Origin of the sequence: Micromonospora sp. LA-10 (assembly GCF_051853095.1) — a bacterium.
Classification (GTDB): Bacteria; Actinomycetota; Actinomycetes; order Mycobacteriales; family Micromonosporaceae; genus Micromonospora; species Micromonospora echinospora_A.
Window position 1 is genome coordinate 4,399,248 of the sequence record NZ_CP195710.1, and the last position, 20,938, is coordinate 4,420,185.

The following is a 20,938-nucleotide window of genomic DNA, read 5'->3' on the forward strand; positions in this document are numbered from 1 at the left end:
TCATCGATAGCCTGCCCGGCCACGCTGGGCGAGAATGCTTGAGTGATCTTCAAACTGGCGTTCGCGTGTTTGGTGCTGATGGCGCTGGGCCTGGCGGCGGTCGCCGCTGTCTGGTACCTGGCGGCTTGGCTCTGGTGGTCGGTGCCACGCGCGGTCGCATCTCTGAGGGGTGGGGTCACATCTCTGCCGCACCGGATGAGGTCACTGACGGTCGAGCGGCCGCAGGGACAGGCGTTCAACGACTCGCGGGACGTCTGGCCGATGCCAGCGGACGACTGAGCTGCCCGCCCGCGTGGGCGTGGGCAGATGGTGGGCGGTCGAGCGTGAGAGGGTGGGCCGACGCGGAGAAAAGGCAGCTCAGGAGGGCTGCCCCTGGCGAGATCGCCGATGCCCTGTAAATCCGTCGCGAAAGCTACAGAGGTTCGAATCCTCTACCCGCCACCAGGTGCAGATGCGGCCCCTGACCAGCAGGAATGCTGATCGAGGGCCGTTGTCGTTGTCTGGCGCCGTTCCTGCGCTGTCGCCTCGAGCAGATGATCGACGTATGGGGCGAGCGGCTGCTCGCGCGAAAGCTGGTCCGCCGGGCACGGGGATGCCTGACTGATGATTGACTCGGTTCTCGCGACGTGAAACCTTGTCTCAGGCATCGATGATGGTGGAGGCTGTCCCGGGAGTAGATGGCCGAGGCGGGCGAGTCGGCCGCAGCGGCCGCGCGCGAGTGGTGTCGAGCCCTGATGGGGGAATCAGGCGATACGTGAGGTATACGACTGAAGTCGCTGTGCGCGCCTTCCGTGGCGGCGTCGAGGCTGATCGTGACCTCATACTGGGCCGGAGGGCCGGGGGCGGGATGACGAACGGATGATTCCTCTGTTCAGCGCCCCCGGGTGCCGTGCGCACGCCTTTTGTGCGTGCGCGCCGTGTGGCACGATCGTGGAACCTCCAGCATCTCTGAAATTCTCTCGACGGGAGCAATCATGTCTGGTCGAAGGTTGGGCCGGCTGCTTGGCTCGCTTCTCGTTCTCGCCGCGCTCGTCGGCGGCGCCAGCGGTGTCGACTTCGGTATCGATACAGGGGTGCGCACTGCGGACTTCGTGTGGCAGTGACGGGGTAACCCGGTTTCCCGGCCCGCACGCATTCGGCTCGGTCGGCCGGCGCGCTTCGCGCCGGCTGACCGAGAGGTCGCTTCGGTGACGAGGCGACGCGCCCTACCCGGAGGAGCGGGATGACCGGTCGCGACCCGTCCCGGCGGCGTTCGTCGGAGGACGCCTGGATCATCACGGCTCCGGTGGCGTTGATCGCGGTCGCCTGCACGGTGGTGACCGGCCTGATCGCGGACGACCCGATAGGCAAGTGGCCGCAGGCGGCGCTCCTGCTCGTCCTGATGATCCTGGCCGGCCTGCCGTTGCTGAGCCTGGTCGTCCGCCGGCAGTCGGTCGGCGTCACGCTCACCGAGCTGCCCCTCGTGCTGGCGCTGTTCTTCCTGCCGCCGCTGACCGTGGTGCTCATCTACACGCTCGCCACGCTCGTGACGCACATCCGGCACCGGTTCTCGGCGCCGAAGGTCTGGTTCAACGTCGCCCGGGCCGCCGCCGGCACCTCGCTCGCGGTGCTCCTGCTCCAGGCGATGCCGCCGATGACCACCGTCGGCCCGCGCACCTGGCTCAGCATCTTCGCCGCCGTCAGCGTCGTCATGGTGGTCAGCATCGCGAGCGTGATGGCGGTGCACATCCTGCTGCACGGGTGGCAGACCGGGCGGGGCGTGATCCGCAGCGCGCGGACTGCGCTGCTCACCGCGGCGATCAACGTGTCCGTCGGCCTCATCGTGCTGATCCTGGTCCGCAGCACCTGGTGGTCCCTGCTCCTGCTCGCCGTGCTCGGCGCGGGGCTGGCGTTCGTCTACCGCTCGTACGCGCTGTTCTTCCGCCAGCACCGCACCTTGACCGACCTGTACGAGCTGACACGCGCGGTGGTGGAGAGCGGTCAGAGCGGGACGCTCGCCGACGCCCTGCTGGGCCGGGCGCGTGCGTTGATGCAGGCCGAATACGCCACGCTGTGGCTGCCGGCGCAGGGCCGGCACCCGGAGACGCTCCTCACCGCCCGGGTCGACGACTCCGGGCTGCTGGATGTGGCCCCGACCCCGAACCGGCTGCGGGAGAAGGTGCGGGACAGCCGGCGTACGGTGGCGGTCGGCCACGGTGTCACGACCGACGGCGAGTTCCGGGCCGAGCTGGGGGAGCGCCGGGTCAAGGACGCGGTGGTCGTGCCGCTGCGGTCCGGCCCGGTGGTGATCGGCACCCTGGAGGTCGCGAACCGCCTGGGCGACGGCAACCACTTCACCTCCGCCGACATCGCGCTCCTGGAGACGGTGGCGGCGCACGCCGCTGTCGCCCTGGAGAACTCGCGCCTGGTCGACCGGCTGCGGCACGACGCCGACCACGACACGCTCACCAAGCTGCCCAACCGGCGACGGCTGACCGCCGCGGTGGCCGAGGCCGTGAAGATCGGCGCGCCGGGCGAGGTGGTCGCGTTGCTCCTGTTCGACGTCGACCGGCTCCGCCAGGTCAACGAGTCGCTCGGTCACGCCGCCGGGGACAAGGTGCTCGTCGAGGTGGCCGAGCGGCTGCGCGCCTGCGCGCCCTCCTCGGCGCTCGTCGGCCGGGCCGGTGGTGACGAGTTCCTGGTGACGCTCCGGCTGGAGAGCACCGAGGCGGCCCTGGAGTTGGCGGCCCAGCTCCGGGAGCAGATCCGCGACGAGATGGTCTTCGACGCGCTCACCGTGGACGTGGACACGGTGGTCGGGGTGGCCATCCATCCCGACCACGGCAGCGACGCGGTGGCGCTTCTGCAACGCGTCGATCTGGCCGCCACCGCGGCCAAGTCGGTGCCGGGCAGCGTGCAGCTCTACAGCCCGGCGCTGGAGTCGCGGTCGCTGCGTCGGCTCGGCCTCGCCGGCGACCTGCAACGGGCGCTGGACGAGGGCGAGCTGGAGGTCTACTTCCAGCCCAAGGTCACGCTCCGGGACCGGCGCCTGGTGGGCGTGGAGTGCCTGGCCCGATGGGAGCACCCGGCGCACGGCACTGTCGCGCCGGACGACTTCGTGGCGGTGGCCGAACACACCGGCCAGCTCGGCCGGCTCACCGAGTTCGTGCTCCGGGAGAGCCTGCGACGCAGCCGCGACTGGAGCCACGGCGAACAGCCGCTGTCCGTCGCGGTCAACCTCGCCGCGCGGACGCTCACCGACCAGCACTTCCCGGCACTCGTACGCGATCTGCTGGCCGAGTACGGCGTACCGCCGCAGCGGCTGACCCTGGAGGTCACCGAGGCGGGCGTCCTGGACGGCACCGAACGTCCCATACCCACCCTGCGCAGTCTCCGTGACCTCGGTGTCCGCCTCTCGGTGGACGACTTCGGCACCGGTAACTCGTCCCTGGCGCAACTGCGCCGGCTGCCGGTGCACGAGGTGAAGGTGGACCGGTCGTTCGTGCAGGGCATGGCGACCGACCCGGGCGACCTGGCGATCGTCAACGCGGTGGTGACGCTCTCGCAGCAGTTCGGCCTGGCGGTGGTTGCCGAGGGTGTGGAGAGCGAGCTGACGCTGGAACTGCTCCAGGACATCGGCTGTGAGATCGGCCAGGGCTTCCTGTTCAGCCGCCCGCTGCCGTACGAGCGGCTGGAGGCCTGGTTCGGTGCCCAGGTCGACCCGGAGACGGTGGTCGCGGGGGAGCTGCCGCGGCTGCGTGTGGTGCCCTGAGCAGGGCCGACGCCTAGGTGGGGGATCCGATTTCACCTCGGCGACGCGGTCGTGTACTGTTTCCTCTGCGCGACACCCCCCGGGGTGATCGGGTAGGCCCCCTTAGCTCAGTCGGCAGAGCGTCTCCATGGTAAGGAGAAGGTCTACGGTTCGATTCCGTAAGGGGGCTCAGAGGGTCCGGCTGGACCCGCCACGGCGGTGTAGCTCAGATGGTAGAGCAAGCGGCTCATAATCGCTGTGTCGCCGGTTCAAGTCCGGCCACCGCTACTCTCGTCCTCCGGGTACACCCCGGTGGTCGGTGGGACGGGCGCCACAGGGCGCCCGCTTTGCATGTCCGCGTCGTCAGCGCGTAGGCTGGCACGCCGTAGTTGTTCCGTGAGCGAGGAAGGCACTCCGCCGTGGCGAAGGCGACCGATGTTCGGCCGAAGATCACTTTGGCGTGTGTGGAGTGCAAGGAGCGCAACTACATCACGCGCAAGAACCGCCGTAACGACCCGGACCGCATCGAGCTGAAGAAGTTCTGCCCCCGGGACGGCAAGCACACCATCCACCGCGAGACCCGCTGACCGCGACCGGCGCTGCCGGTCCGCACCAGCTTTCTCGAACGCCGATCCACCTGACGGGTGGCCTCCGGGCCGCCCGACCGGGCGGATCGGCGTTCGTGTTTTGCGTGTAGGTTCGGCGGCATGTCCCTGGACCCGTCCTTCGTCGGCCGGACGTACCCGCCGACCGCCCCCTACCAGGTGGGCCGAGAAAAGATCCGCGAGTTCGCCACCGCAATCGGCGCGACCGACCCGGCCCACCACGACCCGGAGGCGGCCCGGTCGCTCGGCCACCCCGACGTGGTGGCCCCGCCGACGTTCCCGGTGGTCGTCACGATGGCCGCGAGCCGGCAGATCGTCGAGGACCCGGCGCTCGGCGTCGACTACAGCCGTGTGGTGCACGGCGACCAGCGGTTCGCGTACACCCGGCCGGTGGTGGCCGGGGACGAGCTGGTGTGCGTGAGCACCATCGAGGAGGTCACCAGCCGGGGCGGGCACGGCTTCCTGACCACCCGCACGGATGTGAGCACTGTGGACGGCGAGCCGGTGGTCGCCGTCTGGTCCAAGATCGTCGTACGCGGGGAGGCCTGAGGACATGGAGCTGCCCACCCAGACGTACCGGGTGACCCGCGCGGACCTGGTCCGCTACGCGGGCGCCTCGGGCGACTTCAACCGGATCCACTGGAGCGACCGCGTCGCCACCGCCGTGGGGCTGCCGGGCGTCATCGCCCACGGCATGTTCACCATGGCCCTGGTCGGCCGGGCGGTGACCGGCTGGGCCGGCGCGCCGGACGCGGTGGTCGACTTCGGCGTCCGGTTCACTCGCCCGGTGGTCGTCCCGGACACCGACGAGGGCACCGAGATCGAGGTGTCCGCGGTGGTCAAGGAGATCACCGAAGAGGGCCTGACCAGGCTCGACATCACCGCCACCTGCCAGGGTGAGAAGGTGCTGTCGCAGGCCCGGGCCCTGATCCGCACGAAGCGCTGAGGGTCTGCCCGACGCGCGAGGGGCAGACCGGTTGGGAAAGTCGCACGACTACCCGTACACTGGTCCGCCGTGGGGCAAGTGACCCCCGCTCGGCACAGCGTGTCCGGGTGGAGGTGAGTTGCCGCACAGGGGTGTAGCTCAATTGGCAGAGCAGCGGTCTCCAAAACCGCAGGCTGCAGGTTCAAGTCCTGTCACCCCTGCGCCTCAGGCCTGACCGTTCCGTGGGTCGCGTCGCCCTCACCGGCGGCGTCCGGCCCGTGGTGGTGGCACCGGTGGGGTGGTTCCGAGGCGCTCGGGCCCTCCTGGCCGGTCCGCCGGCCGCGGCCCGTCGCGGGACGGTTGGTCCGGCCGGCGTGACCAACACGCCGCGCACGCCGCTCGGCGTGCGACCCCATATCCCGCACGGAGGGCGAAGTGGCCAAGAGCAAGCGCCGCGGCGAGGACGACGGCGACGAGCGTCTGAACGACGACGCGACCGTCGACGGCGTGGCCGACGACGACGCCACCGACGCGGATGAGCCGGTCTCCCGGGGCGGTACCGCGACCCGTAAGCGGGCGCAGGCCGAGCCGGCCGAGGGCCGGAAGACCCGTAAGGACACCGAGCGGATCGGGCTGTTCGCCCGCATCGCGCGGTTCTTCCGCGAGGTCGTGGCAGAGCTGCGTAAGGTCATCTGGCCGACCCGCAAGGAGCTGCTGACCTACACCGCCGTGGTGGTCACCTTCGTCGCGGTGATGCTGGCGATCGTGGCCGGCCTGGACTACGGCTTCGCCAAGGCGGTGCTGTGGGTCTTCGGCGAGTCCAGCTGACCTGCGGACAGCGATACTGACGGAAGTGAGCGAGCGTGCCTGAGTACGACGAGACCGCCGGAACCCCGGACGAGCAGTCCACGGTGGCGACGGCGGCCAACAACGAGTCGGTCGAGGCCGCCAGCGAGCCGGAGTTCCCGACCACCGAGCCGGCCCCGGACGAGGACTTCGACCCGGTCGCCGAGCTGCGCCAGAAGCTGCGCTACGCGCCCGGCGACTGGTACGTGGTGCACTCGTACGCCGGCTACGAGAACAAGGTCAAGACCAACCTCGAGACCCGGATCACCTCCCTCGACATGGAGGACTTCATCTACCAGGTCGAGGTGCCGACCCGGGAAGAGGTCGAGGTCAAGAACGGCAAGCGGTCGCAGGTGCAGGCGAAGGTCTTCCCGGGCTACATCCTGGTCCGGATGGAGCTGACCGCCGAGTCCTACTCCTGCGTCCGGAACACCCCGGGGGTCACCGGCTTCGTCGGCGCGACCGACCGGGCCGACCGGCCGGCGCCGCTGAGCCTCGACGAGGTGCTCAAGTGGCTGGCCCCGGCGGTCGAGACCGAGCAGAAGAAGGCCAAGCCCGAGATCAAGGTCCTCGACTTCGAGGTCGGCGACTCCGTCACCGTCACCGACGGCGCGTTCGCGTCGCTGCCGGCGACGATCAGCGAGATCAACGCCGATCAGCAGAAGCTCAAGGTGCTGGTGTCGATCTTCGGCCGGGAGACGCCGGTCGAGCTGAACTTCAACCAGGTCGCCAAGATCTGACGTACGTCGGCACCGGCGGCCCGCCCTCTCGGGGTGGCCGCCGGTGCGCCGTTTCGCCGCCCGCCGACCTCGGCGTGGAGGGTGGCCGACGGCTGCGCTACCCTAGAACGTCGGCTGTCCGCACCGTGCTGACCGTGCGCGCCCGCGGACCGGCGAGAATCCCAGTTTCAAGCCCCAGGAAGAGACATGCCTCCGAAGAAGAAGCTCGTCAAGACGTTCACGCTTCAGCTGCCGGCGGGCCAGGCCACCCCGGCGCCGCCGGTCGGCCCCGCGCTCGGCCAGCACGGCGTGAACATCATGGAGTTCTGCAAGTCCTACAACGCGCAGACCGAATCTCAGCGGGGCGACGTCGTCCCCGCCGAGATCAGCGTCTACGAGGACCGCTCGTTCACCTTCGTGCTGAAGACCCCGCCCGCCGCCCGGCTGCTGATCAAGGCCGCCGGCGTGCAGAAGGGCTCGGGCGTCCCGCACAAGGAGAAGGTCGGCTCGGTCACCCGCGCCCAGCTGCGTGAGATCGCCGAGAAGAAGATGGCTGACCTCAACGCCAACGACATCGACCAGGCCGAGAAGATCATCGCCGGCACCGCCCGGTCGATGGGCCTGACCGTCGCCGACTGACCTCGGCACCCGCTCCACCCGATCTGTTCGTGGGAGGGCCGCGATCGCCGCGCGCCCGCCAGAGACCACAGGAGTCACCAGAAATGCAGCGCAGCAAGAGCTACCGCAAGGCCGCGGACGTCATCGACCGGTCGAAGCTCTACACCCCGGTCGAGGCCGTCAAGCTGGCCAAGGAGACCACCAACGTCAAGTTCGACGCCACGGTCGAGGTCGCGATGCGCCTCGGCGTCGACCCCCGCAAGGCGGACCAGATGGTTCGCGGCACGGTCAACCTGCCGCACGGCACCGGTAAGACCGCCCGCGTGATCGTCTTCGCCGCCGGCGCGAAGGCCGAGGAGGCCGTCGCCGCGGGTGCGGACGAGGTGGGCACCGACGAGCTGGTCGCCCGTATCCAGGGCGGTTGGCTGGACTTCGACGCGGCGATCGCCACGCCCGACCAGATGGCCAAGATCGGCCGGATCGCGCGGATCCTGGGCCCGCGCGGCCTGATGCCGAACCCGAAGACCGGCACCGTGACCATGGACGTCACCAAGGCGGTCGCGGACATCAAGGGCGGCAAGATCACCTTCCGGGTGGACAAGCACTCCAACCTGCACCTGATCATCGGCAAGGCCTCCTTCTCCGAGGCCCAGCTGGTCGACAACTACGCCGCGGTGCTGGACGAGGTGCTGCGCGCCAAGCCGTCCGCGGCCAAGGGCACGTACCTCAGGAAGGTCGTCCTCACCACCACCATGGGCCCGGGCGTCCCGGTCGACCCGAAGATCGTGAAGAACCTGCAGGAGGCCTCGACCGAGGCCTGAGCACCAGCACGTCCCGAACGGGGCTCCGCCACCAGGTCGTGGCGGGGCCCCGTTCGTCTGCCCGTTGTGGCAGTCTCGGCCCATGCGGCTCGACGGCGCGTGGTTCCGCTATCACCGGCACGGCCCATGGGTGCTGCGGCAGGTCGACGTCGCCATCGACCCGGGCGAGGTCGCCGTCGTGCTCGGCCGCAACGGGGCCGGCAAGTCCACGTTGCTCCAGCTCGCCGCCGGGGTGCTGCGCCCGACCCGGGGCCGGGTCGCCGACCGGCCGCCGGTCGTCGGCTGGGTGCCGGAGCGCTTCCCCGCCGACCAGCCGTTCACCGTCGGGGCCTACCTGACCGCCATGGGCCGCGTCGCGGGTCTCCGCGCCCCGGCCGCCGACCGGGCGGTGCGCCACTGGGTCGAGCGCCTCGGCCTGACCCGGTTCCACGACGTCCGGCTGCCCCGGCTGTCCAAGGGCACCGCCCAGAAGGTCGGCCTGGCGCAGGCGCTGCTGCGCCCGCCCGGCCTGCTGGTGCTCGACGAACCCTGGGAGGGGCTGGACGCCGCCGCCCGCGAGTCGGTCCCCGAGATCATCGGCGAGGTGCTGGCCGGCGGTGGCGCCGTACTCGTCAGCGACCACCGGGGCGAGACCGTCCGGCTGCCCGGCGCCCGGCACTGGTCGGTCACGGACGGCACGGTGACCGAGCAGGCGCCGTCCGGCGGCGCGGCCGTCGCCGTGGTCGAGCTGGCGGTGCCGGCCGCCGGGCTGGCCGCCGCCGTCGCCCGCCTGCGCGCCGACGGCCACCAGATCCTCCGGGTACGCGACCACGCCGTCCCGCCCCCGGCCACGCCCCCGGCACCGGCCTCCGCCGGCCCGCCCGGCGCCGACCAGACGGGCGGCGCGGCGGCCCCGGGCGGCGTGTCCGGCAGCGTCCTGCCGCAGGGTCCGTCCGACGCCGGGTCCGAGGCCGCCGCCCCGGACGAGGAGGCCCGGTCCGGTCCCATGGGCGACGTCGACGCCAGCGCCGGGGCCGGGGACTCCGGCCGATCCGGGCCGGCGCCGGAGGTGGCCCGGTGATCGCGCTGGTCCGGCTGCGGCTGGCCGGGTTCCTGCGTACCGGACGGGCGCTGGCGCCGGTGCTGGCCGGCCTGCTCGTCCTGGGCGTCCTCTACGGCGGCGGCCAGGCCCGGCCGGCCGAGGCCTACGGCGTCTCCGCCGTCGTCCTGTTCCCGGTGCTGGCCTGGCAGACCAAGATCCTGCTGGACGTCGAGCCCGACGTGCAGCGCCGGCTGGCCCGGGTGGTGGCCGGGCCGGCCCGGGAGCGGGTTGCCGGGCTGCTCGCCGCGCTGGTGGCCGGGCTCGCCGTGGTGGTGGTCGCGCTGGCGCTGCCGTGGCCGCTCGGCGGGGTGACCGCGGTCGCCGGGCCGGGGGAGCGACCGGCTCTGGTGGGGGTGGCGCTCGGGCTCTGGGCGCACCTGCTCGCTCTGCCCGTGGCGGTGGCGCTCGGCGCGCTGGCCAGCCGGGCCGTGACCCGCAGCGCCGGCTACGGCGTGGCGGTGCTGGTCACCGGCGCGGTCGGGGTGGTGGTGCTGGGGCTCTCCGGCTCGGTCGCGCCGTGGTTGGCCCCGCCGGTCATGGCGACTGCGCGGGCGGTCACCGGGCCGGTCGCCACCGGCGCCGGTCTGCTGCTCACCGGCTGGGCGGCGCTCTGGACGGCGGCGGCGCTCACCGGCTACGCCTGGGCCCGCCGCACCCGGGCCTGAGCCGCGGTGACCGGGAGCACAGAGGGCGATTTGGCGCTGCGGGCCCGGTCGCGTAACCTGGTGCGGTAGTTCCACCCAGAGACCGCTGGTCACCGTGCTCCGGCACGGTCGAAGGTTCCGCGACGACGGGCGACCCGCGCAGGGCGGTAAGCGAAATTCGGTGTTCACGCACGGTCCGCCGACTGTGCCCGTGTCCCCGGCCCCTCGCCCCGCGCGCCCTGCGCCGGGGCTTTTTCGTTGTCGCGACGCCTCCGCCGCCGTCGTCGAGCCTCGGCTCGTCGCGGGGTACCAGCTCCGAGTAACGAGAGAGGAGGGACATGGCGGACAAGCCGATCCGGGCCGACAAGGCCACGGCCGTCGCCGAGCTGACCGAGAGCTTCCGCAACGCGGGAGCGACCGTGCTGACCGAGTACCGCGGGCTCACGGTTTCGCAGCTCACCCAGCTGCGGCGCACGCTCGGCAAGGAGACCAGCTACACGGTCGCGAAGAACACGCTGGCCAAGCGTGCCGCGGCCGATGCGGGCATCTCCGGCCTCGACGAGCTGTTCTCCGGTCCTACCGCGCTGACTTTCGTTTCGGGCGACGTCGTCGAGGCGGCGAAGGGGCTTCGCGACTTCGCGAAGGCCAACCCGAAGCTCGTCATCAAGGGCGGTGTCTTCGAGGGCAAGGCCATTTCCGCGGCCGAGGTCACGAAGCTCGCCGACCTGGAGTCCCGCGAGGTGCTGCTGGCCAAGCTGGCCGGCGCGATGAAGGGCAACCTGAGCAAGGCCGCGGCCCTGTTCCAGGCGCCGCTCTCCAAGGCCGCCCGCGCGGCGGCCGCCCTGGCGGACAAGAAGCGCGAGCAGGAGGGCGCCGAGGCGGCCTGAGGCCCTCCCGGCGCACCACATTCTTAGTTTTCACGTTTAGAAAGGACGCCAGACATGGCGAAGCTCAGCACTGACGAGCTGCTCGACGCGTTCAAGGAGATGACGCTGATCGAGCTCTCCGAGTTCGTGAAGCAGTTCGAGGAGACCTTCGAGGTCACCGCCGCCGCTCCGGTCGCCGTGGCCGCGGGTGCCCCGGCCGCCGGCGGCGCTGCCGCCCCGGCCGAGGAGGAGAAGGACGAGTTCGACGTCGTCCTCGACGCCGACGGTGGCAAGAAGATCCAGGTCATCAAGGTCGTGCGTGAGCTGACCGGCCTGGGCCTCAAGGAGGCCAAGGACCTGGTCGAGGCCGCGCCGAAGGCCGTCCTGGAGAAGGTCAACAAGGAGACCGCCGAGAAGGCCAAGGCCAAGCTCGAGGGTGAGGGCGCCAAGGTCACCATGAAGTGACCTTGCTCCACCTGACGCGCGTCCGGCTCACGTGAGCCGGGGCACACCGCGTCGCGGCGGGCGGTGATCCGGAATCGGATCGCCGCCCGCCGTGTTGGTGGTCCCGGACGGCAGCGGTGTGAGCAGGGCGTACGACGGCCCGTGTGCCGGCCGGTCAGTGACGTCTGTCGGTAGCCCGTCTGTGGGAAAGACACCCCGACCGGTAACCGGGCCTTGACGCGGCACCGACCTGCCAGGCACGCTGACATCAGCAAGACTTTCCGCGCTTGCAACGGCCGCCACTCGGGTAAGTGCCACGGCAGCACCGCCGCCGCGACACCCGAGCGGACCGGCAGGAGCGTCGCGTTCCGAGCGGCCCGGACGACCCGGTTTTCCGAGGTCCCAGGGCTTGTTCCGCGACGACCTGCGGGGTGGGCTGGACAGCGGTTAGCCTCTCGGCTACACTGCTAGTTTGCGCTGCCTTCCGACTTGACCCCTGCTCGGAAATGTCCGTTTACGGATATTTCTGGTGGGGTCATTGGAGTGCACGCGTACCAGCCGTTCTGCAGCACCGGTCCTCGGAAGGACGCATCTTGGCAGCTTCCCGCCCTGCGAAGACCAGTCGTACGTCGAGCGCTTTCGCGCCCCGCCGAGTTTCTTTCGGTCGGATCACCGAACACCTCGAGGTCCCCAACCTCCTCGCCATCCAGAACGAGTCCTTCGACTGGCTCGTCGGCAACGAGGCTTGGCAGGGCCGGTCGGCGGACGACCCGCACGCACGCTCGGGTCTCGCGGAGATCCTCGACGAGATCAGTCCCATTGAGGACTTCTCCGGCACCATGTCTCTCTCCTTCTCGGCTCCGCGCTTCGACGAGGTCAAGGCCTCGATCGAGGAGTGCAAGGAGAAGGACCTCACCTACTGCGCGCCGCTGTTCGTGACCGCGGAGTTCACCAACAACACCACTGGCGAGATCAAGAGCCAGACCGTGTTCATGGGTGACTTCCCGATGATGACGCCGAAGGGCACCTTCATCATCAACGGCACCGAGCGCGTCGTGGTCAGCCAGCTCGTCCGCTCGCCTGGCGTCTACTTCGACAAGCAGCCGGACAAGACCTCCGACCGCGACCTCTCCAGCGTCAAGGTCATCCCGAGCCGGGGTGCCTGGCTGGAGTTCGACATCGACAAGCGCGACACGGTCGGCGTTCGTATCGACCGCAAGCGCCGGCAGGCCGTCACCGTCCTGCTCAAGGCCATCGGGTGGTCCGCGGAGCGCATCCGCGAGAAGTTCGGCTGGTCCGAGCTGATGATGACCACGCTCGAGAAGGACCACATCGCCGGGCAGGACGAGGCGCTGCTCGACATCTACCGGAAGCTCCGCCCTGGCGAGCCGCCGACCCGTGAGAACGCCCAGACCCTGCTCGACAACCTCTTCTTCAACCCGAAGCGGTACGACGTCGCCAAGGTCGGGCGCTACAAGTTCAACAAGAAGCTCGAGCTGAGCGTGCCGATCACCACCGGCACGCTCACCGAGGACGACATCGTCGCCACCGTGGAATACCTCTGCCGGCTGCACGCCGGTGAGGAGGGCTACGAGGCCGACGACATCGACCACTTCGGCAACCGTCGCCTGCGTACCGTGGGCGAGCTGATCCAGAACCAGGTCCGGGTGGGTCTCTCCCGGATGGAGCGGGTCGTCCGCGAGCGGATGACCACCCAGGACGTCGAGGCGATCACGCCGCAGACCCTGATCAACATCCGCCCGGTGGTGGCGGCGATCAAGGAGTTCTTCGGCACGTCGCAGCTGTCCCAGTTCATGGACCAGACCAACCCGCTGGCGGGCCTGACCCACCGGCGCCGGCTGAGCGCGCTCGGCCCGGGTGGTCTGTCCCGTGAGCGGGCCGGCTTCGAGGTCCGGGACGTGCACCCGTCCCACTACGGCCGGATGTGCCCGATCGAGACGCCGGAAGGCCCGAACATCGGCCTGATCGGCGCGCTCTCCACGTTCGCCCGGGTCAACCCGTTCGGCTTCATCGAGACGCCGTACCGGAAGGTCATCGACGGCCGGGTCACCGACCAGATCGACTACCTGACCGCGGACGAGGAGGACCGGTTCGTCAAGGCGCAGGCCAACGCCCCGCTGAAGTCGGACGGCACCTTCGCCGAGGACCGCGTCCTGGTCCGCCGTAAGGGCGGCGAGACCGAGGACGTCCCGCCGGGCTCCGTGGACTACATGGACGTGTCGCCGCGGCAGATGACCTCGGTCGCCACCGCGATGATCCCGTTCCTGGAGCACGACGACGCCAACCGCGCGCTCATGGGCGCGAACATGCAGCGTCAGGCGGTGCCGCTGGTCAAGGCCGAGGCCCCGCTCGTCGGTACGGGCATGGAGTACCGCGCCGCTGTGGACGCCGGTGACGTGGTCGTCGCCGAGGTCGGCGGCGTGGTCGAGGACCTCTGCGCGGACTACATCACGGTCCACCAGGACGACGGCCACCGTCGTACGTACCTGCTGCACAAGTTCCGCCGCTCCAACGCCGGCTCCTGCGTCAACCAGAAGCCGGTCGTCTTCGAGGGCGACCGCGTCGAGGCCGGCCAGGTCATCGCCGACGGTCCGTGCACCGACGAGGGCGAGATGGCGCTCGGACGCAACCTGCTGGTGGCGTTCATGTGCTGGGAGGGCCACAACTACGAGGACGCGATCATCCTGTCGCAGCGCCTCGTGCAGCAGGACGTGCTCACCTCGATCCACATCGAGGAGCACGAGGTCGACGCCCGGGACACCAAGCTCGGCCCGGAGGAGATCACCCGCGACATCCCGAACGTCAGCGAGGAAATGCTCGCCGACCTCGACGAGCGCGGCATCATCCGGATCGGTGCCGAGGTCGTCCCCGGCGACATCCTGGTCGGCAAGGTCACGCCGAAGGGCGAGACCGAGCTGACCCCCGAGGAGCGGCTGCTCCGCGCGATCTTCGGCGAGAAGGCGCGCGAGGTCCGTGACACCTCGCTGAAGGTGCCGCACGGCGAGACCGGCACGGTCATCGGTGTGCGTACCTTCTCCCGCGAGGACGGCGACGAGCTGCCCCCGGGCGTGAACGAGCTGGTGCGGGTCTACGTGGCCCAGAAGCGCAAGATCCAGGACGGTGACAAGCTCGCGGGCCGCCACGGCAACAAGGGCGTCATCTCCAAGATCCTGCCGATCGAGGACATGCCGTTCCTGGAGGACGGCACCCCGGTCGACATCGTGCTGAACCCGCTCGGTGTGCCGTCCCGGATGAACATCGGCCAGGTCCTGGAGACCCACCTCGGGTGGGTGGCCAAGACCGGCTGGAGCGTGGACGGCGACGACGAGGAGTGGAAGCGCCAGCTCCGCTCGATCGAGGCGCACGAGTCCGAGCCGGACACCAACGTGGCCACTCCGGTCTTCGACGGTGCCCGCGAGGAGGAGATCTCCGGCCTGCTGGCGTCGACCCTGCCCAACCGGGACGGCAAGCAGCTGATCGGGCGCACCGGCAAGGCGCAGCTGTTCGACGGTCGCTCCGGCGAGCCGCTGCCCGACCCGATCGCGGTCGGCTACGTCTACATCCTGAAGCTCAACCACCTGGTCGACGACAAGATCCACGCTCGGTCGACCGGCCCGTACTCGATGATCACGCAGCAGCCGCTGGGTGGTAAGGCGCAGTTCGGTGGCCAGCGCTTCGGTGAGATGGAGTGCTGGGCCATGCAGGCGTACGGCGCCGCCTACGCCCTGCAGGAGCTGCTGACCATCAAGTCCGACGACGTCCTGGGCCGGGTCAAGGTCTACGAGGCGATCGTCAAGGGCGAGAACATCCCCGAGCCGGGCATCCCGGAGTCGTTCAAGGTGCTGCTCAAGGAGCTGCAGTCGCTGTGCCTCAACGTCGAGGTGCTCTCCAGCGACGGCGTGGCCCTGGAGATGCGCGAGACCGACGACGAGGTGTTCCGGGCGGCGGAGGAGCTGGGCATCGACCTGTCCCGGCGCGAGCCGAGCTCGGTCGAAGAGGTCTGAGGTGGTGATCCGGGGCAGGGTCACCCTGCCCCGGATCCCACTCGTTAGCTAGCAGTACAGACGACGACATAGGGGACATAGTGCTCGACGTCAACTTCTTCGACGAGCTGCGCATCGGCCTCGCCACCGCTGACGACATCCGTCAGTGGTCCCACGGCGAGGTCAAGAAGCCTGAGACCATCAACTACCGCACCCTCAAGCCGGAGAAGGACGGGCTCTTCTGCGAGAAGATCTTCGGTCCGCAGCGGGACTGGGAGTGCTACTGCGGTAAGTACAAGCGGGTCCGCTTCAAGGGCATCATCTGCGAGCGCTGCGGCGTCGAGGTGACCCGCTCCAAGGTTCGCCGGGAGCGGATGGGTCACATCGAGCTGGCTGCTCCGGTGACCCACATCTGGTACTTCAAGGGCGTGCCGAGCCGGCTGGGCTACCTGCTGGACCTCGCCCCGAAGGACCTCGAAAAGATCATCTACTTCGCCTCGTACGTCGTGACGAGCGTGGACGCCGAAGCGCGTCACCGCGACCTCTCGACCATCGAGAACGAGATCCTGGCCGAGAAGCGGCAGGCCGAGAACAGCCGCGACTCGGAGATCGAGAAGCGGGCCGCCAAGCTGGAGGCCGACCTGGCCGAGCTGGAGGCCGAGGGCGCGAAGGCGGACGTCCGGCGCAAGGTCAAGGAGGGCGGAGAGCGCGAGATGCGCCAGATCCGCGACCGGGCCCAGCGCGAGATCGACCGCCTCGACGAGGTCCTCGACACCTTCCGCAAGCTGGAGCCGAAGCAGCTGGTCACCGACGAGCTGCTCTACCGCGAGCTGCGCGACCGCTTCGGTGAGTACTTCACCGGCAGCATGGGCGCCGAGGCGATCAAGGCCCTGGTCCAGAACATGGACCTGGAGGCCGAGGCGGAGAACCTCCGCGAGACCATCCGCTCCGGCAAGGGCCAGCGGAAGATCCGCGCGCTCAAGCGCCTCAAGGTCGTCGCCGCGTTCCAGAACACCCGGAACTCGCCGCTCGGCATGGTGCTGGACTGCGTCCCGGTCATCCCGCCGGACCTGCGCCCGATGGTGCAGCTCGACGGTGGCCGCTTCGCGACCTCCGACCTGAACGACCTGTACCGGCGTGTGATCAACCGGAACAACCGCCTCAAGCGGCTGATCGACCTCGGCGCGCCCGAGATCATCGTCAACAACGAGAAGCGGATGCTCCAGGAGGCCGTCGACGCGCTGTTCGACAACGGCCGCCGTGGTCGTCCGGTCACCGGCCCGGGTAACCGGCCGCTGAAGTCGCTGTCCGACATGCTCAAGGGCAAGCAGGGCCGGTTCCGCCAGAACCTGCTGGGCAAGCGCGTCGACTACTCCGGCCGTTCGGTCATCGTGGTCGGCCCGAAGCTCAAGCTGCACCAGTGCGGCCTGCCCAAGCAGATGGCGCTGGAGCTGTTCAAGCCGTTCGTGATGAAGCGGCTGGTCGACCTCAACCACGCGCAGAACATCAAGTCCGCCAAGCGGATGGTCGAGCGGCAGCGGCCGGTCGTGTGGGACGTGCTGGAAGAGGTCATCGGCGAGCACCCGGTGCTGCTGAACCGCGCGCCGACGCTGCACCGTCTGGGCATCCAGGCCTTCGAGCCGCAGCTGGTCGAGGGCAAGGCCATCCAGATCCACCCGCTGGTCTGCACCGCGTTCAACGCCGACTTCGACGGTGACCAGATGGCGGTCCACGTGCCGCTGTCCGCCGAGGCCCAGGCCGAGGCGCGGATCCTGATGCTGTCGTCGAACAACATCCTCAAGCCGGCCGACGGCAAGCCGGTCACCATGCCCACGCAGGACATGGTCATCGGTCTCTACCACCTCACCCACCTCACTGCGGGGGGCAAGGGCGAGGGCCGGGTGTTCAGCTCGGACGCCGAGGCGCGGATGGCGTACGACAACGGCGAGCTGCACCTGCAGACGCCGGTCCGGATCCGGCTGCGCGACGTCGTCGGCGTGGACAACGGCGCCGGCGCCGAGCCCTGGACCGCCCCCGAGGGCTGGACCGAGGGCGAGCCGGTGACCGTGGAGACCACCCTGGGCCGGGTCCTGTTCAACGAGACGCTGCCCCCGGGCTACCGCTTCGTGAACTACGAGATCCGCAAGGGCCAGCTCTCCGCGATCGTCAACGACCTCGCCGAGCGGTTCCCGAAGGTGGCCCTGGCGGCCACCCTGGACGGGCTCAAGGAGGCCGGCTTCCACTGGGCCACCTGGTCCGGCGTCACCATCGGCATGGAGGACGTCATCGCTCCGCCGCGCAAGCGGGAGATCCTGGAGCGGTACGAGAAGGAAGCCGACCGGATCGACAAGCAGTACCAGCGTGGTCTGATGACCGCCGAGGAGCGCCGCGGCGAGCTCATCGAGATCTGGACCAAGGCGACGAACGAGGTCGCCAAGGAGATGGACACCGCGCTGCCGCAGGAGAACCCGCTGTGGAAGATGATCCACTCGGGCGCCCGCGGTAACCTGCTCCAGCTCCGGCAGATCGCGGCGATCCGTGGTCTGGTGGCCAACCCGAAGGGTGAGATCATCCCGCGGCCGATCAAGGCCAGCTACCGGGAGGGTCTGTCCGTACTGGAGTACTTCATCTCCACGCACGGCGCCCGCAAGGGTCTCGCGGACACCGCCCTGCGTACCGCCGACTCGGGTTACCTGACCCGGCGTCTGGTGGACGTCTCGCAGGACGTCATCATCCGCGAGGAGGACTGCGGCACCGACCGCGCCATCCCGATGCAGATCGGCGAGCGCATCGACGGCAAGCTGGTCGTGCACGAGCACGCCGAGACCAGCGTGCACGCCCGGACGCTGGCCGACGACATCAAGGGGCCGGACGGCACCGTGGTGGCCCACCGCGGCCAGGACATCAACTCGATCCTGGTGGACGCGATCGTCGCGGCCGGCACGGAGACGGTGCGGGTGCGCAGCGTGCTCACCTGCGAGTCGAAGCTGGGCGTCTGCGGTGCGTGCTACGGCCGCTCGCTGCCGACCGGCAAGACCGTGGACGTCGGCGAGGCGGTCGGCATCATCGCCGCCCAGTCGATCGGTGAGCCGGGTACGCAGCTGACGATGCGTACCTTCCACACCGGTGGTGTCGCGGGTGAGGACATCACCCAGGGTCTGCCCCGTGTTCAGGAGATCTTCGAGGCCCGGGTGCCGAAGGGCAAGGCGCCCATCGCCGACACCCCGGGTCGCATCCGGATCGAGGACGGCGAGCGGTCCCGCAAGATCGTGGTCATCCCGGACGACGGCAGCGACGAGATCGTCTACGACAAGATCTCGAAGCGGGTCCGGCTGCGGGCGCACGACGGCGACCACGTCGAGGTCGGCGAGAAGCTCACCGAGGGCACCATCGACCCGCACGAGCTGCTGCGCATCCTCGGCCCGCGCGCGGTCCAGGTCCACCTGACCCAGGAGGTCCAGGAGGTCTACCGCTCGCAGGGTGTGCTCATCCACGACAAGCACATCGAGATCATCATCCGCCAGATGCTCAAGCGGGTGACCGTGATCGACTCCGGCTCGACCGAGTTCCTGCCGGGCGTGCTGGTCGACCGGGCGCTGTTCGAGTCGGAGAACCGCCGGCTCGTCGGCGAGGGTGGCGAGCCCGCCGCCGGTCGCCCGGTGCTGATGGGTATCACCAAGGCCTCGCTGGCCACTGACTCCTGGCTGTCGGCGGCCTCCTTCCAGGAGACCACCCGGGTGCTGACGGACGCGGCGATCCACGCCCGCAGCGACTCGCTGATCGGCCTCAAGGAGAACGTGATCATCGGTAAGCTCATCCCGGCCGGTACGGGCATCAGCAAGTACCGCAACGTCCGGGTCGAGCCGACCGAGGAGGCGAAGGCCAAGGTCTACTCGATGACCGGCTACCCGGAGACCGACTACGGCTTCGGGCCGGCCAGCGGCCAGGCGGTTCCGCTGGACGACTTCGACTTCGGGTCGTACCGCTAAGCAGTAGGAAACGACGAGGCCCCCGGCAGCAGCCGGGGGCCTCGTCGCGTCCGGGCCGGCTTGCCGGGACCGGGGAACCGGTTCGGGGCATGATGGAGGCATGACGACAGTGCCCGGGCCGGCGCCCGTCGTGCCGCAGGCGCACCGCCATCCGCACGACCCGGAGCCGGTCCGCTCCACGAAGGCCCGGGCCGTCTTCGCGCTCGGCCTGATCGGCGCGCTCACCGGCCTGTTCGTCGGCGGCGCGGTGCCGGCCACGATCGCGCTCATGCTGGCCCGGCAGGCGCGCCGCGAGGCGTACGCGTCGGGTGGTTATCTCACCGGCGGCGACTGGCTGCGGCGCGGCGAGCAGATGGCGCGGACCGGGCTGGTGCTGACCGCGGCCGCGGTGGTCGCGGCGGTGGTGATCGGCGTGGTGCGGTACGCCGACGGCTCCTTCGGCCACGACTTCGCGCCGAACTTCGACTGACCGGGCGGGGGAGCGGACCGCGCCCGTCCACCCGGCCGTGACCCGCGACGGTAGCCTGGCCGGTGTCCGCCGGGTGGCGGGCGAGTGTGGACAGGAGGAACCGTGACGGAGCCGGCCGCGCCGGGAGGCGACCCGAACCGCCCCGGGCCGTACCCGCCGGGTTCCGCGTCCGCGCCGGCGTACCACCCGCACGGGGCGTACCCGGGGAATCCGCCGGGCCACGGCGGCGGGTGGCCGGCTCCGGCGAGCGCGCCGGGCCACGGGGGCTGGGGACCGGCGTTCCCGCCGCCGCCGGCCGAGGCGCCGCGGCCGCCGAAGCGGGTCGACGCGGTGCCGGGTACGCCGTTCGGCGTGGTCCACCTCGACGTGCCGCCGGTCACCTCCGGGCTCGCCATCGGGTCGTTGATCGCCGGGATCGCCGCGATCCTGATTTCTCTTCTGGTCTTCTGCTTCGGGATCGCCGGGCCGGACTACGGTGGCGCCTGGGCGGCCGGCGCGTTCACAGTGCTCGGCGCGCTGATCGGTGTCGGCGCGGTGGTGGCCGGGCTGCTCGCCCGTCGGCAGATCCGCCGGCCTGCGCCGCCGCCGGCGGTCCGGTTCACCGGCGCCGGCCTGGCCGTGGCCGGGCTCTCCTGCGGCGGCGTGGGGCTGCTGTTCAGCCTGGTCGGGCTCGGGCTGGCCCTGGTGGTGCAGATCACGTGAGGCCCTCGGTGGGGCCGGTGCGGCCGGTGACCTGCCGCGACCGGTATGTCCGGGTGCCCGGACGGTGGGCGGTGCCGGGGCCGCCCGGCCGCCCGGCGGACGAGCCGGTACACTTGTCACTGTAGGTGCCCATCATGGGCGCGTCGGCAACCCACAGATCGGCCGGCGGACCGCGCAGAGCGGTCCTTCCGACCCATCCGTTTTGACCGGCGCGGCTGTGGTAGGTACTCTTTCCCCTTGTGCCCGGGCTTGCCCGGGCAATGCGTGCGTGCGCTGGAACCGGTCAGCCGGTGAACGGCGCGGTCGCACCATCAAGACCAAAGACCCGGTACGACGCGCGAGCGGCCGGCACCGGGACCGTGACTTGGGCGACACGCCCGACCGCGGGTGCTGGGGTGCCGTCAGGCGGCCCTGGTTGGAATGTAAGAGAGCCGCCCATCCGGGACGGCTGGAGCAGACGGCGCGGTCGCCTCGC

General features: G+C 70.3%; 17 protein-coding genes and 3 tRNA genes. All 20 read left to right on the forward strand.

The genetic code is table 11. The features are described 5' to 3' along the window. Positions 1-42: 42 nt before the first annotated feature. Complete coding sequence (locus tag ACSDG8_RS20800) at positions 43-279, forward strand: hypothetical protein (RefSeq protein WP_439427167.1); 237 nt, start codon at positions 43-45, stop codon at positions 277-279. A gap of 943 nt (positions 280-1,222) precedes the next feature. Beyond that, complete coding sequence (locus tag ACSDG8_RS20805; RefSeq protein WP_210899205.1) at positions 1,223-3,751, forward strand: putative bifunctional diguanylate cyclase/phosphodiesterase; 2,529 nt, start codon at positions 1,223-1,225, stop codon at positions 3,749-3,751. A gap of 96 nt (positions 3,752-3,847) precedes the next feature. Further along, a tRNA-Thr gene (locus tag ACSDG8_RS20810) sits at positions 3,848-3,920 on the forward strand. A gap of 25 nt (positions 3,921-3,945) precedes the next feature. Beyond that, positions 3,946-4,018, forward strand: a tRNA-Met gene (locus tag ACSDG8_RS20815). Positions 4,019-4,149: 131 nt separating this feature from the next. Then, the gene (gene rpmG / locus ACSDG8_RS20820) at positions 4,150-4,317 is read left to right on the forward strand and encodes a 50S ribosomal protein L33 (RefSeq protein ID WP_067301359.1); all 168 of its coding nucleotides are present in this window, start codon (positions 4,150-4,152) and stop codon (positions 4,315-4,317) included. A gap of 120 nt (positions 4,318-4,437) precedes the next feature. Continuing rightward, positions 4,438-4,884 (forward strand): MaoC family dehydratase N-terminal domain-containing protein, encoded by a 447-nt coding sequence (locus ACSDG8_RS20825; RefSeq protein ID WP_073828964.1) that lies wholly within the window; start codon positions 4,438-4,440, stop codon positions 4,882-4,884. A gap of 4 nt (positions 4,885-4,888) precedes the next feature. Beyond that, the gene (locus tag ACSDG8_RS20830; protein ID WP_210899201.1) at positions 4,889-5,281 is read left to right on the forward strand and encodes a MaoC family dehydratase; all 393 of its coding nucleotides are present in this window, start codon (positions 4,889-4,891) and stop codon (positions 5,279-5,281) included. A gap of 127 nt (positions 5,282-5,408) precedes the next feature. Then, positions 5,409-5,481 (forward strand) — tRNA-Trp (locus ACSDG8_RS20835). Positions 5,482-5,695: 214 nt separating this feature from the next. After that, positions 5,696-6,088 (forward strand): preprotein translocase subunit SecE, encoded by a 393-nt coding sequence (gene secE, locus ACSDG8_RS20840; protein WP_439427168.1) that lies wholly within the window; start codon positions 5,696-5,698, stop codon positions 6,086-6,088. 35 nt (positions 6,089-6,123) lie between these two features. Further along, complete coding sequence (gene nusG, locus ACSDG8_RS20845) at positions 6,124-6,846, forward strand: transcription termination/antitermination protein NusG (RefSeq protein ID WP_013288648.1); 723 nt, start codon at positions 6,124-6,126, stop codon at positions 6,844-6,846. A 186-nt stretch (positions 6,847-7,032) separates the two neighbouring features. After that, complete coding sequence (gene rplK, locus ACSDG8_RS20850) at positions 7,033-7,464, forward strand: 50S ribosomal protein L11 (protein WP_210899196.1); 432 nt, start codon at positions 7,033-7,035, stop codon at positions 7,462-7,464. Positions 7,465-7,547: 83 nt separating this feature from the next. After that, positions 7,548-8,264, forward strand: coding sequence for a 50S ribosomal protein L1 (rplA, locus tag ACSDG8_RS20855; protein WP_210899195.1), 717 nt, complete (start codon positions 7,548-7,550; stop codon positions 8,262-8,264). A gap of 82 nt (positions 8,265-8,346) precedes the next feature. Further along, positions 8,347-9,324, forward strand: a complete 978-nt coding sequence (locus ACSDG8_RS20860; protein ID WP_210899193.1) for an ATP-binding cassette domain-containing protein — start codon at positions 8,347-8,349, stop codon at positions 9,322-9,324. Next, the gene (locus ACSDG8_RS20865) at positions 9,321-10,010 is read left to right on the forward strand and encodes a hypothetical protein (protein ID WP_210899192.1); all 690 of its coding nucleotides are present in this window, start codon (positions 9,321-9,323) and stop codon (positions 10,008-10,010) included. The genes ACSDG8_RS20860 and ACSDG8_RS20865 overlap by 4 nt, the downstream gene beginning before the upstream one ends. A gap of 317 nt (positions 10,011-10,327) precedes the next feature. Further along, positions 10,328-10,876 (forward strand): 50S ribosomal protein L10, encoded by a 549-nt coding sequence (gene rplJ / locus ACSDG8_RS20870; RefSeq protein WP_210899190.1) that lies wholly within the window; start codon positions 10,328-10,330, stop codon positions 10,874-10,876. A 54-nt stretch (positions 10,877-10,930) separates the two neighbouring features. Then, the gene (rplL, locus tag ACSDG8_RS20875) at positions 10,931-11,320 is read left to right on the forward strand and encodes a 50S ribosomal protein L7/L12 (protein WP_184688643.1); all 390 of its coding nucleotides are present in this window, start codon (positions 10,931-10,933) and stop codon (positions 11,318-11,320) included. A gap of 572 nt (positions 11,321-11,892) precedes the next feature. Continuing rightward, positions 11,893-15,324, forward strand: coding sequence for a DNA-directed RNA polymerase subunit beta (rpoB, locus tag ACSDG8_RS20880; RefSeq protein WP_210899188.1), 3,432 nt, complete (start codon positions 11,893-11,895; stop codon positions 15,322-15,324). Between the two features lie 80 nt (positions 15,325-15,404). Beyond that, positions 15,405-19,292 carry a DNA-directed RNA polymerase subunit beta' gene (locus ACSDG8_RS20885; protein ID WP_210899186.1) on the forward strand — a complete coding sequence of 1,296 codons (3,888 nt, stop codon included), beginning with the start codon at positions 15,405-15,407 and terminating at the stop codon, positions 19,290-19,292. A 100-nt stretch (positions 19,293-19,392) separates the two neighbouring features. Further along, complete coding sequence (locus ACSDG8_RS20890; RefSeq protein WP_210899184.1) at positions 19,393-19,761, forward strand: hypothetical protein; 369 nt, start codon at positions 19,393-19,395, stop codon at positions 19,759-19,761. Between the two features lie 330 nt (positions 19,762-20,091). Continuing rightward, positions 20,092-20,463 (forward strand): hypothetical protein, encoded by a 372-nt coding sequence (locus ACSDG8_RS20895; protein ID WP_210899249.1) that lies wholly within the window; start codon positions 20,092-20,094, stop codon positions 20,461-20,463. The last annotated feature ends 475 nt before the right edge of the window (positions 20,464-20,938 follow it).